9 protein-coding genes are annotated in these 16,066 nt (G+C 34.4%); all 9 read right to left on the bottom strand.

Annotated features, from left to right (window positions below):
- Positions 1 to 22: 22 nt before the first annotated feature.
- The 9 genes from N4A68_20020 to N4A68_19980 all read right to left on the bottom strand — a co-directional run bounded on the left by N4A68_20020 (position 23) and on the right by N4A68_19980 (position 16,004).
- The gene (locus tag N4A68_20020; GenBank protein ID MCT4566588.1) at positions 23 to 982 is read right to left on the bottom strand and encodes a sulfurtransferase; all 960 of its coding nucleotides are present in this window, start codon (positions 980 to 982) and stop codon (positions 23 to 25) included.
- Between the two features lie 179 nt (positions 983 to 1,161).
- Positions 1,162 to 3,090 carry a DUF5050 domain-containing protein gene (locus N4A68_20015; GenBank protein MCT4566587.1) on the bottom strand — a complete coding sequence of 643 codons (1,929 nt, stop codon included), beginning with the start codon at positions 3,088 to 3,090 and terminating at the stop codon, positions 1,162 to 1,164.
- A gap of 307 nt (positions 3,091 to 3,397) precedes the next feature.
- Positions 3,398 to 4,168: an ABC transporter ATP-binding protein gene (locus N4A68_20010; GenBank protein MCT4566586.1), complete on the bottom strand. Its 771-nt coding sequence runs from the start codon at positions 4,166 to 4,168 to the stop codon at positions 3,398 to 3,400.
- Positions 4,158 to 5,141 carry an iron ABC transporter permease gene (locus N4A68_20005; protein MCT4566585.1) on the bottom strand — a complete coding sequence of 328 codons (984 nt, stop codon included), beginning with the start codon at positions 5,139 to 5,141 and terminating at the stop codon, positions 4,158 to 4,160. Before N4A68_20005 ends, N4A68_20010 begins: the two co-directional genes overlap by 11 nt.
- 11 nt (positions 5,142 to 5,152) lie before the next feature.
- Entirely contained in the window at positions 5,153 to 6,019 is an 867-nt protein-coding gene (isdE, locus tag N4A68_20000; GenBank protein ID MCT4566584.1) for a heme ABC transporter substrate-binding protein IsdE, read from the bottom strand.
- 239 nt (positions 6,020 to 6,258) lie between these two features.
- A complete protein-coding gene (locus tag N4A68_19995; protein ID MCT4566583.1) occupies positions 6,259 to 7,392 on the bottom strand; it encodes a hypothetical protein in 1,134 nt (377 codons plus the stop codon).
- A 1-nt stretch (position 7,393) separates the two neighbouring features.
- On the bottom strand, positions 7,394 to 14,077 hold the full coding sequence (locus N4A68_19990) for an NEAT domain-containing protein (protein ID MCT4566582.1): 6,684 nt from the start codon (positions 14,075 to 14,077) through the stop codon (positions 7,394 to 7,396).
- 266 nt (positions 14,078 to 14,343) lie between these two features.
- Positions 14,344 to 14,832 (bottom strand): hypothetical protein, encoded by a 489-nt coding sequence (locus N4A68_19985; protein MCT4566581.1) that lies wholly within the window; start codon positions 14,830 to 14,832, stop codon positions 14,344 to 14,346.
- Positions 14,833 to 15,146: 314 nt separating this feature from the next.
- A complete protein-coding gene (locus N4A68_19980; GenBank protein ID MCT4566580.1) occupies positions 15,147 to 16,004 on the bottom strand; it encodes an NEAT domain-containing protein in 858 nt (285 codons plus the stop codon).
- Positions 16,005 to 16,066: the final 62 nt, after the last annotated feature.

Raw genomic sequence — 16,066 nt, 5'->3', positions numbered from 1 at the left:
CCATGCTTTACTATTTCTTTATTTACTTTGTAGCTAATTCTAGGTTTTCATCAGCAGCCCATCTATAGAAGGACTCATCGTAATTCCTTGCCTTATCATATCCCATCATTTTAAATATTACCTGCATGTGGGCTGAACGTATGCCCGCTGTACAATAGGTAACTATTTCATCATCTTTTTCTATACCAGCTTCCTTAAATATACCTTCTAATTCATCCCCACTCTTCAATCTGCCATCTTCATTTAATAAAGTTTGGAAGGGGATATTGATTGAACCAGGTATATGACCTCCCCTTGCTTCACCAAATTTCATTGCTCCATCGTATTCATCCTTGTTCCTAGTATCTATAACCTTGAATTTATTTAAGTCCTTACTTAGAGCATCCGTATCTATTGTAGTACTCATATCTAGCTGTGATACTTCAAAATCACTTGAAGCTGGTGTTATGGCTTCCTTAGATACCTCATAACCATTAGCTTCCCAATAATTCCAACCACCATCTAGAAGAACTGAATTTTCTACACCTGCCATTCTCAACATCCAAAGGATTCTTCCATCTTCGCCCCATCCATTGGTATCACAATAAACAACCACATCTTTATCCTTTGTTACTCCAATAGCTGATAATTTTTTTGAAAGTTCTTCAGCATCAAGAACTGTTCCCCAACCTGCATCTCCAGGAACTCCAGTCATATTTGAAAACCCTTGCCATGTTACGTTTATAGCTCCAGGAATATGTCCCTTTTTATATGCCTTTTCGCCTCTAGCATCTAAAATCACCACTTTATCTAGATTTCCCTTTAGCCACTCCGCATCACATATATAACTATCATCTATTTGGGAAGTTTGTTTACTTTCATTCACATCTTGTTTGTTAGAATTTTCCTTTTCATCATCCTCTTTAGTACACCCAATTAATGTTGTACTTACTAACATCAATATAATGATTAGCATAAAACCAGTTTTAAATATTTTTTTCAATGTTATACCCCCTCAGTTAATATTTATAAATCACTAAGTTACAGTATAACATATCAAAATATTACTGTTAAATGGATTTTTTTTATAAGCTTATTCATCTCTATAAACAATCTTTATATTATGGTTTTTATTAGACTAGAGTTTTTTACCTATGTATCTATTATGTGTTTAACCGCTTTTCATTCTATTAATTCCTTTGAGGAACCATCAATTTTTATTCTATATAAATTTGATTCATTTATTAATGAATAGTAAATCCAGTCATCTACTATACTAAAGACATTTATCTCATCATCTGATATCATGGTTTCTTCAGTTTCACCGGTTTTCATTTTATACAGCTTGCCATCGAAGGATTTTTTGTAATATAGCCATCCATTATAAATTTTAATATCAACCATTTTGTAGTCGGCTATTTTGGTCTCATCTTCACCATTGATCCTGATTTTATATGTCTTAGAATCATCTGATTCTTTTTTATAGTATATCCAGTCCTCTGTTATAATCATTACCGATGCATAACTATCTGTTATTCTTGTTCTATCACTGCCATCTATTTTTATTCTATAGAGATTTCTATTATCACTTTTATTTATATAGTATATCCAATCATCGATTACCCGAATGCCATCTATTCCCATTGTGGCGACAGCATCATCGCTAAGCTTCTTTTCATTTGATCCATCAACTTTCATTTTATATATGTTGCCATCTCTATCAGAATAACCCTTGATAAAGTACATCCAACCCTTATTAAGGGATAGACTGAATATAGGTTCAGCTTTAATAACTTCTTTTTTTGAACCATCAGTTTTAATCCTATATTGTCTGCCCCTTTTACTACGATTGGAATAATAAATCCAGTCTCCATAGATGGTGAATCCAGAAACGACATTATCATCTGTAATCTTAGTTTTCTTTGTGCCATCTTTCTTGATTTTATAAAGTGCATTATTATGAATAGTATCTGTATAAAAAATCCAGTCATCAATAATAGTAATATATCTCATCCTGTCATTAGATACCGGTGAAATATTCGAGCTGTTTGTATCTATTTCATATAAATAATTATCCCTACATTTATCAATAAAGTAAATAGAATCATCACTATATCTAATAGTTTCAATACCCATACTATCAGTTACCTTTACATTTTCTGAACCATCCATTTTAACTTTATACAAGGCCCTATTGTCCTTAGCATTGATATAGAATATCCAATCTTCATGGGCAAAAATATTACTAAAAGTAGCATTATCTGAGATCTTACTAAGCCCAGTTCCATCTGTTCTAACCTTATATAATTTAACACCATTTTTCAAATCTAGAACAACCCCATAAATCCAATTATCCTTTACTATAAATGAATCTAGCTTATAATCAGCTATTTTCTCCCTATTGCTTCCCTCAAGATTGACCCTATATATTTTCTCATCCCTTAAATTCGTATAATAGATATAACCTTCATTGATGTAGTAACTAACCCTTTCATCTAGCACCTTGGCATTTTCCTTAGTATCTAGGTTAAATCTATATAGCTTGGATTCATCTTCAAAATTACAGTAATATAAATAATTATCTATGTAAGTATAGTTAAAACCAATATTATCTGATAGCTTTATTTTATTCAAATTATCCTTCGACATCTTATATAGACCCCCATCGGTATAATAAATCCATTCATTATCAGCGGCTACTAATCCTAAGTTACCCTCGATAATTTTCTCATTAACCATACCATCGTTTGATATCCTATAAATAGAACCATTCATTAAAGTAAATAAAGGTCCATAGTTATCCGTATTTATATAGTAAATCCAATCATCGGCAACCAAAAAATCAGTTAGTGGTGGTGTATCATATATCTTTGAACTATTATCATTTAGTGAAATACATCTTAGTTTTGGTGAAAATGTATTTTTATAAAGGTATATACTATTTTCACTTTTTGCTGCATGTTCAGTGGTTTGTAAACTTATTCCAACATTAACCTTTCCCAATTGTATAGGCTCACTATGTACATTTATATTACTAGCAGCGAATACAGTTAAGAATATCAATGATAATATTGATAATATTACTAAGGAAAGTTTTTTCTTACCAATCATATACAGGTTTCCTCCCATGTTGAAGTATATTTCTATATTCTACATTATTTTGCAAAATCCTTTTACAAATTCATCAATTTTTCCCACAATAAAACATATCTAGCTAGCCTATACTTCATTTCACCTACTAATAATAAAAATCATGACTCTAATGCTCAAAATTCGCATCAAATCATGATTTTTCTAGGTATTTTTATTAAGGTACCAGTTGAAATATCAGCTTACTTGTGATTTAAAGTACCCATTTGATTATTAGGCGAGGAAATTGCGTAGCTCTTAATTGGCTAAGTTGTATTTGCTCAGGTAATTATATATTATCCGATACAGTTAATACATATTTCATGCTATTTTCTTCCATAATTTTTAAATCTACATTGAATATTTTATTTAATGTAGATTTGTTAATAACTTTTTTTGGCTCTCCGTTTATTACTACCTTCCCGTCTTTTAAACCTATAATCATATCACTATAAAATATTGCTTGACTGATGTCATGGAGTACCATTACTATTGTCATATTAAAATCTTTATTCAAATTTTTTATTAGATTCATTATCTGGAGCTGATATCGAATATCTAAATGGGTTGTGGGTTCATCTAAAAATAAAATTTCCGTTTTCTGTGCCAAGGCCATTGCAATCCATGCACGCTGACGCTGACCTCCTGAAAGTGTAGAAATAGCTTTATCCTTGAATTGATAAACATTTGTTATATTCATGGCCCAGTCAATGATTTCCTCATCTTCCCTAGTTTTTTTTCTATAAAATGTGATATATGGAGTTCTTCCATAGCTTACTAAATTCCTAACTGTGATATCCTTAGGAGCATTATTGTACTGATGGACAATAGCTACTTTTCTAGCAAAGTCTTTAAGCCCTATTTTTTGTATATTTTTATCCTCAAGAAAAACACTGCCATTCAAGGGCCTAAGATTCTTTGTCATTAAATTGAGCAATGTAGATTTGCCACAGCCGTTAGGCCCTATTATAGTAGTAATTTTTCTTCTCTCTATATGGGCAGATACGGACTGTAGAACATCTTTTTTCCCATATTGGAATGATAATTCTCTAATTTCCATAGGTTTTCTCACTCCTTATAAGAAGAAATATAAAGAAGGGGCCACCTAAAACATTCATAACAACTGCTGGAGGTATTTCATAGGGATAAGCAATAACCCGACCCACTGTATCGGCAAATAGAACTGTAAAGCTCCCAAGCAAGATGGTAAATGGTATAAGTATTTTATGGTTTGACCCAACTAGAATTCTTGCTATATGTGGAACTATAAGCCCGACAAAGCTGATTGTGCCTGCAACTGCTGTGGAAATGCTGGCTAGTAGAACAGCTATACAAGAAACTATTAAACGAATGGCATTTACATTTACACCTAAATTTCTTACTGTTTTTTCTTCTAGACATAGTAAATTACATTTTCCTGCCACAAGAACAGCAGCTATCAAACCAACTATTACATACCATACCAGAGTATTTACATCATCCCATGTTTTCATAGAAATATTCGCATTTATAATAGAAGCAACTCCACTTTGTTTCCCTCCAGTAATATAATTTAACGCTTCTATAAGCCCTATAAATACAGCATTTACTGCAACCCCTATAAGAATAAGACGCAGAGGACTGAGACCCGATTTCCATGAAAGGGTATATACAAGCACACAGGAAATTATTCCTCCCAAGAATGCAAAAATAGGAGTAAAGAAATACAAAACAGGAAAAAATATCATGACCAATACCGCCATAAAATTTGCACCCGCTGAGATTCCTATAATGCTTGGATCTGCCAAGGGATTTTTCATAACAGCCTGAAATAACACCCCTGAAACTGCTAAAGCCGCTCCTGACAATAATGCTATAATTATCCTTGGGAAACGCAAATCATAAATAACTGAAACATTTTCATTGTATTCAACAAACAATCCCTTTAAAAGCTCGGGAAAAGAAACTTTTATACTCCCTAAATTTATAGATACAAAAAACAGTCCTAAGACCATTATTGCCAATATAATCAAAATTACTAATTTATTTTTCATAGTCACCTTTCCTATTCAAATAATAACTTCTGTAATTTATTTAGACCATCCTTATATCTCAAACTTGCGCTCATATTAAAAACATTATAGTCGAGGTCGTATACCTTTCCTTCTTGTACTGCTCTGAAATGCTTCCATATATCATTTTCCTTAAACTCCTTGGCAAACATCTTCTTAGCTTCCTCAGGTAGTCCATGGGCACATCTTAATATAATATCCGGATCAGTAGCTAAAATTGATTCCGTATTTACGTTTAAAAAAGCTCCCTCATCACTACCAAATACATTTTCTCCTCCTGCTAGCTTCACAAGATTACCAACATATGCTTTTTCCGTAGTAACCATATATGCACCGGGTAGCCCCATTAAAATTAGGACTCTAGGTTTTTTTCTCCCCCCAGTTTTCTTATTATATTCCTCCATAAAAGAATTATGATCATTGATTAAAACTTCTGCCTTCTCTTTTCTATCATATTTTTCCCCAAGCTGCTGAATACTTTTGAACATTCCTTCAACACTCATGAGATTTACGAAGGTAGATGGTATTTTAACACTCTCATACTGGGGCTTTAAATCATATTGGAGAGAATTTGGGCTTAAAATTTCCGTAGGTCTTAAGGTTTTTATAATTTCTAAATCCGGTGTCATAGGAAGCCCTACCCTTGTGATATCATCATACCTGTGGGGCAATTCAAATGAACTCTGGGGAACACCTACTAAATCCAATTCTAATTCATCAAGTATATAACACAAAGCCACAGATGTAGATATAAGTCTAATTTCTTCATCGGACATCACTTTACTTGTGGGTCTCACCGTGCAGCTACAAAAAGATAAAATCATAGATATACATAATAAAATTGTAATCATTTTTTTCATATTTTTTCACCCGATTTCTATGTCATAATTAAATGAGCAAATTGCATAATTACTTCTATAAAAACCATCTACTACATGTAGTTTTAAAATCCTCAAAGCTATACCATCAAATATGCTTGTATCTTAAGTAATCAAATTAAGGATGATACTCCCATATTAGGCTTAGCCAAGTAAGAGTTATGCAATTTCCTCAAATGATATTCTGAAGTTTAAAAAGGTACTGAATCTACAGAGATTATTTAACTCCTTTTTTTAGAATATACTAATAATGATCCAATCCCAATTATAACCACCGTACCTACAATGGGTAGCCTCGACTGATTACGGTCGTTTTCCTTTTCCTGTAATTTTTTTACACCTTCTTCATTGAACTCTGAAATTCCTGCAACTTCCCCATCTTTTTCTTTATTTGACTCCATAGAATTATTGTTATTAGATGTCGGCTCCTTATTTTCTACATTCTCACACTTTGTCTCCACTTCAGAGGTTAATACTTCACTATCTTCTCCAGGATTAGTTGGAGTAAGGGTAGCGGCAGAATCTTCTTCAACATGGTCTAGGGAAGAACTGCTATCAGAATCTCCTTTATCCCCTTGAGTATTTTGTTCAACGGGAATAGTATTATCCTCCGGGTTTATATCCTGTGATGGCTGTGATTGATCACTTGGCTCTGGAACATCATCGGTTGAATTATCTTTTTTATCATCAACTACTATAGTACTTTCAATATCCTTTTCATTTTTTTCTATTGTACTATTTTCTTCAACAATGCTAATCTCACTATCCGCTGACTCTTCTAGTGATTCTTCTGATGACTCTTCCGAAGCCTCCTCTACTGGCTCTTCTACGGATTCAGCTTTATTGAAGGAACTAAATTCTCCCTCATCTTTTTTTGCAGTTTCCATATCCATAGAAACAAAAAATGTAACATCTCTGTTCATTGGTCCCACAAAAAAAGTTGGCTTTATAAGTATATCCGATGCTGGTATTTCAAAACGAAAATCCCTTGTGTTCTCTTCCGTATTTTCTCCTGAAACTTCATATTCAACGGCTTGATATGAATCTTTATTTCCTTTTTCTGTCTGAACATTTATTCTGACATTCTCTATAAATGATATCATCTTAATACGCAATGTTACATAGTGCTTTCCGTCTTTAAACTCATAGCAGGACTGAGGATATACAGTATTTCTACACATACCCTCCCCAGTGGATACATCTCCTCCATCATCTGCTGTCTCAGTATCGGGATTTACATAATGGGTATTGTTTGAAACAGTGTATGAACCTTGGTCCACAGCCCATACATTTAACGCCATGCCTGCCATAACGGCAAGCATGACTAAAATATTAAAGATATTTTTTTTCATCATATTAATTTTCTCCTTGATTGATTAATTGTACAAGAATCTTGGCAATTTCAGCTCTTTTTGCAGTACTATTTGGATCAAACATATTATTGTTTTTCCCTTGCATTATTCCTGCATTTTTAACTTTTTCAACGCTTACTTTTGCCCAAGAGCTAATCTTATCTATGTCAGTAAAGGAACTTTCAACATGTGAGGTGGAAACCTTTTTAATTGAGCTTTTGTCAAGCACAAGTCTGAATTTAGGACGCATTCCAGGCATTCCCTTTGGAACATATACCTGCATCATAGTTGCCTCCTCTAAATCCTCTACCTCAAATTTTATGGTCAGTGTATTGCTTTCTTTATCAAAGGTTCTATCTACTTCCACAAATTCACCATTACTATTCAAGTACTTTAATTCTTCAATCATATCCATTGTTATATATTTAGTACCCTTCCATATCATCTGTACATTCATCTTTCCACCCTTTACATTTAAGGAAGCAGGTTCATTTATAAATTGATTACTCATGGATTCTGAATTTTTGGTTTCCATTAGTGCCTTTGCACTTATTTTATATTCACCATTTTTTAGTCCTTGTGATTGGGATTGTGATTCTGTTTCCTCTTCTTGTAATAACTTAATACCAGCAAATTCTGCATATCTTGCAAATATAACCGCTACTTCTTCACGGCTAACGGCTCTGTCTGGCGCAAATTTATTTTCACCTACACCATTCACAATTTTATTGTCGGCTGCCCATGCTATGTATCCTGAGTAATAGCTATCCCCATCCACATCAGAGAACTCGGAATCCGAATCTTCTTCTATATCTGCACCATAAAGTCTGCCTAGAACAGTTACAAGCATTCCTCTGGTTACGACATCATTGGGTCTAAACTGACCATCGCCAGTTCCCGTGAATATACCCTTTTTGGCAACAATCTTTATATACTCTTTTGCCCAATGATCCCCTATATCTATAAATGTCAGTTCTTCCTCTACATTGTTTTTCTCAAAGGTGGCATGTATAGTGTGATCATTCTGTACACGCTCAAAGGTGTAGGTACTTACTTCTCCCACTGATTTACCATCCACCAATACATCCTTTATTTTATGGCCTTCATTTGGCGTAATGGTAAAGACGATATTTTTTTTCTTATCAACGGTATTATCTCCCTTTGGACTTATTTTACCACCATCTCCCGCGCTGGCCGTAATTACAAAATCTTCAGCTTTCTTTACCTCTACCCAACTTCCAAAATCAACATGTTCGTTTTTCAGGGAGTCTTTATTGAATATTAAACGGAATATCTTATAGTTAGGACCCATATAATCTGGCACCAACACTCTTATATACACAGGTTTGTTGATGGAATGAACAACAAAGTTAAGTCTCAAGCTGTCTTCATCTTTATCCAGCTTAGTTGTAGGAGCTGTCCATTCTCCACTTTTATCTTTATATTGGACTTTATCAACACAGCTCATATGTATACCATCATCACTTTGTGGACTGCTTGCAGTACCGTACATTGCAACTGTTACCTCTATCTCATCACCATCTACACTTATCTCCGCCCGTTCTGTAAAGAACTGGTTTGCCATGGATGCACTGTTGGAGCTTTCCTTCAATGCATATACTTTTATGCTGTATGTACCGTCATTCATACCATGGTTATTCGTAGGTGATTCTGGAGTGTTTCCTGACCCTCCGCCAGGATTATTAACTTCTTCCGTTGCATTGACTACTACATAGGTACTAAGGTGGTTAGTATAAAAGGTTACAGTCTTTTCCTCTAAGTTAAAGAAAACAGAATCATTTATATCCTCAAGCTTACCAGTCAAAGGATTGTAGTAACACAGCTTCATGTTGTCGGCATTTTCAATATCCTTAATTTCCTCATCAGTCAAGGTAATAACAACCTTTATATTTCCTCCTAGGTTAGTTATAGGATCGGGAGTTTCACCAGTCACTAAATTAAGGTTCAAATTTTTAGCATCTACAAGGATATTTTTACCATACATTATCCGCAAAATACCCAACTGTGTTTTGTTAAAAGTTTCTTCCTTTTTAAATTCTAAGTTTGCTGTTTCAGTTATGTCTTTTTTGAAATAGTTCTCTATATACTTAGCTGGAATATTCACACTCACATCATCAAATTTCAACCCTACATTTTGCTTTTTATCCTCAATATCCTTAATGGTATCTCTGGTGATCTCAGCCAATCCTTGTTGGGCTATTACTTCCACAACTGGTGGATTACTTGGATCCGGCCCACCCTCAGCAACCAAGGTGGCCAGATTGAATACTATCCTTAATACAGGTCTGTCTTCGCCCATTCCCTTTGGAACATAGACCTTCATGTATGTATCCTTTGTAATACTTTCCACAGGAAGAGTGATTGTTAATGCATCATTTTTCACATCAAGAACGGCGTTGTCAGTATAAGTAACCCCATGGGTATTAGGATTACCATCGTCACTTATTAGTGTCACATACTCTCCATCTTTGTTTCTATACCACATGCCCTCTATCCATGACATTTTTATCTCACCAGTACCGTGCCACACCATGGTAGCAGTAATATCTCCGTTTTCAACCTTAAGTTTGGCTACTTCGGTAATAAACTGGTTGGTCATGGAGTATGAGTTATCATCTTCTTTCATTGCATCAACATCAATAATATATTTACCGTCTGGGAGATTATCTGGATCAATTTCTCCAGAACCTTCCTCTTCCACTACTATTATAATTTTGTAATTAACTGTGCTGTTATCAATCTTATTGGTGGCAACTAGGATAATCTCATTTGAACCTGATGTTAAACCATCGACTGTCAAGGTCTCTCCACTTTTTATTTTCATATCTCCCATGGTTATTTCAGTTTCACTTCGTGCCCCAATAGGTGTAATGGTAATAGAAGTGGTACCAACGGGGGCTTTTAATGTACAACTGTATGATACCGCTCCGGTATCTTTCAATTTAATTGTTTCCACGCTGGTATCTAAAGTCATAAGTGTAGCAAATTGCTTTCTTTGTTGATTATAGTTCGATGCATTATGTCCTTCATTCAAAAAAGCTTGTATTTCATCTTTTGAATCTTTATCATTGATAAAATCAATATAGTTACATTCGATTAAGAAACAATCCAGTTGGTCCATATCGCTCAAATAGTTTTTGGGTATCTCAGCTATATAATTAGACTTCATTTCTAGTTGATTGAGATTCGATAAAGCCTTCATGCATTTCGGTAATTTACTAATACGATTATAGTTAAGCTTTACACAGGTTAAATTGTCAAGCTTGCTCAAATTAACCTCATTGTTCTCTGAATCAACATCTAAATCAGCCAATGTATTGTTTCCTAAATCAATTTCCGTTAAAGCCGTCAATTTTGATATACAGTCAGGAAACTCCGAAAATTTGTTATAAGAAATATCCATAGTCTGTAATTTTTTAAGATTACCCATGGACGAAGGCAATGTTTTTAAATTGTTTTGATCTAAATACAATGCCGTCAACCCTGTCAGGTGTCCAAAACTATCAGGTCCTGTCTCAAAGCTGTTGTTACTAAGCTTCAATATTTTCAGATTTTTGAGACCGCTTAAATCCTTTGGTAAGTGGGAAAGTTTATTTTTATTGAGGTTTAGTTGGTTCAAACCCGTTATGTTATTGATGCCATCTGGCAATACCTGTAAATTATTATCTTCCACTTGAATTTTAGCCAATGCAGTCATGTCACATATATTTGAAATACTAGTTATTTCATTATAATTAGCATTGAATTCCGTTACCTTAGTAAGCGAACTTAAATTTCCTGTGATATCCGTAAGCTTATTTGAGCTAATATCAATCGTTGTCAACTCAGTTAAAGAACTGATATCAGGCATGGCTTTAAAGCCATTTGAAGCAAGATTAAGCTTAGTAAGCTTGGGCAATCCTTGCAAAGTTATATGGCCGTTTTCATCACCAAGAGCATTGGCTCTTACATTAAGCTCTGTCAATTCTGGCAAATCTTTAACCGCAAGGGAAGTTAATTCATTCTCGTTTAGAGATAGATAGTTCAGATTCGTCAACTTGTATTCACTTAGATCAATATCCTTCAATTTATTTTTGTCCGCGATAAACTGGGTCAAGGAAGACAACTTTTCAATACCACTATTATCCAAAGTTGTAAGACTATTGCTTCTTGCATTCAAATATTCAAGGTCTGCAAGTTTACTTAAATTAGGCAGCAAATCTAAATTGCATGAACTTATATTTAGACTTTTCAATTTCACTAGTTCTTTGATTTGTGAAATATTTTTTAGAGGAATACCTTCCTGGGAATTATATCTCACATCAAGAATCTCAAGTCCAGTCATGTTTGTCATATTCGGAAGAAACGTCAATTTGTTGCTCCCAAGATTCAATTCCTTAAGATTCTTCAATCCCCCTATATCGGGTAAATGCACTCCCATTTCAACACTTCTTAGATTTAATAATTCAAGATTGCTAAGATAGCTTAGGTCAGATACCTTATCAGCAGATGCACTACCCGACAGCTTATTCCTACTTAGATCTAGACCAGTAATATTTTGAGCATGGCGTAGACCTGAATAATCTTGGATGTCATCCCTGCTATTTTTTTTCAAATCCAGAGTATCGGTCAGTCCCATCATGTCGGCTACGGTAATGTCATGATCCTCACTAACGCCTAAAACAGTACACAGCTTTTTCTGTAAAACAGAATCCACAACGCCTGCCGATTTGTTCTCATCAAAGATAGAAACCACAGCAGTTGCTGTTACACCTTCACCAAGGGTATATCCCTCAGGAACAGTCCCTAATGTAGCGACGAATGTATAATTTCCTTCGGTATCCGGAGTATATTCCCCCTTATTTACCCAGCTATTAACTGGAATAGAATCGCCAGTGCCGCGAATCATAATATGGGAATAATTATCATTAAGATAGTTGACTACATCATCAATATCGTTATAAACTATATCGCTCATGGTGCCGCCGTATATTTTTATCGTTTCAAATTCAGTGATTTCAACCGATCCAGTATTAGCCTTGGTAATAGTAACTGTATACTTACTTGATACAGATTCATCACCCGCTGTAACTTTTACATACACGGTTGTAGCCATACCTGCTGCAAGGTTTACTGCCGCTTCCGTTGTTGTTTGCCAAGATGAGTCTGTACCGTAAAAGGTAATAGTAGCATTTTGATCCAATCCAGCAACGTCAGTTGAAGAAACCGAATTAATTTCACTACCTACTGATAATGATGCAGCAATTGTATATATTTTATTTGATTCATCATATATCAAATTATCTTTATCTATAATAGGCATTTTCCCCAGTACCGTATCAAGTTCAACTTTATCAGTAATATTGTTTGAATTTTCATCACCATTTTCTGACCCAGCTCTAGTGATTGCAATTTCATATCGAGCCATCAAAAATACTTGACCAACATTATAATTAACATTTATATAAATCATTGTGGTTTTACCGGCTTCAAGTTCTGCTTCTTCCACTGCTTCACTTCCTGTTGATGTACCGTGAAAAACAAGGGTGGCATTTTGATTTTCCTTGATAATATCATTTACCGAAATCGAGTTTTTATCGCTTTCTACCGATAATGATGCTTCAACTTTGCTCATTATCCCCGATTTTTCAACATTCTTTATAGTAGGAATTTCTCCTAATACTGTCTTTAGCTTCACTTCTCTAGGAATAAGTTCTCTAGTAACGGCAATTTCATATCGAGCCATCAAAAATACTTGACCAACATTATAATTAACATTTATATAAATCATTGTGGTTTTACCGGCTTCAAGTTTTGCTTCTTCCACTGCTTCACTTCCTGTTGATGTACCGTGAAAAACAAGGGTCGCATTTTGATTTTCCTTGATAATATCATTTACCGAAATCGAGTTTTTATCGCTTTCTACCGATAATGATGCTTCAACTTTGCTCATTATCCCCGATTTTTCAACATTCTTTATAGTAGGAATTTCTCCTAACACCGTCTTTAGCTTCACTTCACCAGGAATATTATTTGGATTTTCATCATTTTTTTCACCTTTAGCCTTGTTAGAGGAACTATCTACAGCAGGTTTTCTTTCATCTTGATTTTCCGACTCTACTACATCAGGAACACCCTTTGAATTTTCATCTTCAGTTTCACCTTCAGCCTCGTCAGACAAACTATCTACAGTAGGTTTTTTTTCATCTTCATTCTCTGACTCTACTACATCAGGAACATCCTTTGAGTTTTCATTATCATTTTCACCTTCAGCCCTGCTAATGGTAATTGTATATTCGCTCGAGACAAAATCATCACTTGCTACAACTTTTACATAAACCGTTGTATCTTCATCTACCCCCAGTTCTACAGATTCACCGTTTGCTAGAGGCTCTCCACTTAAGTCTGTTCCGTAAAAGCTCAATTCGGCATCCTTATCCTTTTTCTCAAAATCGCTTAATGATACAGAATCCATTCCAGATTCTACGGATATTGATGTTTGGACGCAATAAACAGAATCTTCTACAGTTACTTGCATCTCACCAATCTCTCTTCCAAAAACTTTCGAAAGCGCAACTTTATCAGGAAGCTGCGGCTCTTCAGCATAAACAGTTATTGGTACTATTAACGTTAATAGCATAGCAAATACCAGAAAAACACTTAGAACTTTTCCATAAAGTCTTTTCATTTATTCTCAACTCCTCTCTCATTAATAAAAGATATATCTATTTAAAATGCAACTTAACATTTTTACTGCATACTCTTATATTTTTACAACAATTATGAGTTCACAAATTATTTACGTTATATCAATATCCCTAAGTTAGATATACTGCTTAAGTAAAAACTTCAGCATCCAGCATAGTAGGCCGGTTGCTGAAGCTCTTTGACTACAAACGGTGTATCTACACCACATAATTCTTGATAAAGCTTTGCTCTGTTCTCAACTCAACACTAATAGCAATCACTTAAATCGATGTAGAACTCAATATCTTTTTTCATTGGAATCCCAACGACACTGTTTTCTACCTTTGCAGGATAAAGATGATTCTCTGCTGTAAGTTCAGAAACTGGTATAGCAAGTGTTACTGTATCACCAGAAAATTCTGCATCAACATAACCATTACCAAAATCAACCTTTAAAGATGTCATATACCCTTTAATACCCCACTTCTCAAATGGCTGAATATCAAATGTAAGGCTTCCACCATTATTTGATACATTTAGTTCCTGCGAATTTTCAACAATCGCTTTATTTGCCATGGAATACTGAGTACTATTAGTTTCAGGTAACGTTTGACCGTCTTTCCAGATTGCGATAGAAAATTCATCACTGTAATGGTTGCCATTTGCTATAGCAGGAGCAGCATATGCTGCAGTCAGTGATAAAAGTACCATTAAAACTACCATAATCACTGATGATTTTTTGATAGACATTTTCATTCTTTTACCCCCTTTCTCTATTGTTAGACTGTTCTAACATTATGTTGTAAAAAAATAGCCATCGCATCACTCTCCTTCAATCTCCTGATGCTTAACTATGATACTAAGATACCAAAATATATTATTAATGTCAATACTGGTAATTTTTCGGCATTTTTATGCAGAATATATATTTATTGTATATTGGTAATTTATAATTCATCCTATTTTCGTGGAAATTTAAGGGCTTGTCACTTCTCTACGAAAAACATTCAAAGTTAAGTTAACTTAATTTTATCAAGAAAAAAAATTTTTTTATTAGTAAAAACTTTAACTTATACGAATTTAAAAACCATATCAGCCTCACTGGCGGACATATTTGCGACACATTTGCCAGCCTGTGCCAGTATTCTTACTGTACCAAAAAGTGTCCCATCAGGTGCTTTACTTAATTTATTAATATAATGAAGGGGAATAGTATATTCATTTTTTTGACGCTTTATTTGTACATAATCATCATCCATTAGACAACTTAACCTTGAAAGTCTACCCCTAAAATTCTTTCCTCTTTCTCCTTTATAGCGTATTTCCTTAGCCGTAAGGGTAATTGTACCTGTTCCATCTATCACAACCATTTTTGCCGGTTTTACAAATCCTTTGTCCCCCATGGAAATTTCCTGGCAGCCTTTCTTATACACATTAAAATTAACCTGATAACTTCCATTGTTAAAAGGAAAATCTATTCGATTCTTTTTATCATTCAAATCCCAGCGTATACGACTCATTTCATCATTTTCCTTAATCTTTTGTATGAGCCCATCTACACTCTCACAGGGCATGAAGCATATATACTGTAGTGCGGATTTTATAGCCATTTCATCTGTGAAATTTCTCATTGCACTAAAAAAGGTAAAGATTATTTCATGTTTTCTCTTTATTTCCTTTATAACTAGCTCTGAGTCATGGGTAAGAACAATTTTCCCCGATGAATCACGATTGATTAAACCGTTAGTCCCATATATGTCGATCACCTGTGATACAGCAGCCTTTGATACTCCTAATCTTTCAGCCAAATCCGATATGAGTCTATTACTTTTTCTGTAGAAATCAATGTAGAATAAATACTGTAGTTGTTTTGGTGTAAGGTTCATTTCTTCCAACTCCCCTCTTTTGTTTATTAATTCATATACCATATACGAGTCCCCCCCATTAATATCATTTCGATTAAAACTATAAACCCACGGGCTCAGTCCCT

Source organism: Maledivibacter sp. (assembly GCA_025210375.1).
Lineage (GTDB): Bacteria > Bacillota > Clostridia > Peptostreptococcales > Caminicellaceae > JAOASB01.
The sequence above is the reverse complement of the archived record's forward strand: the minus strand, read 5'-3'. Positions and strand labels throughout refer to the sequence as shown.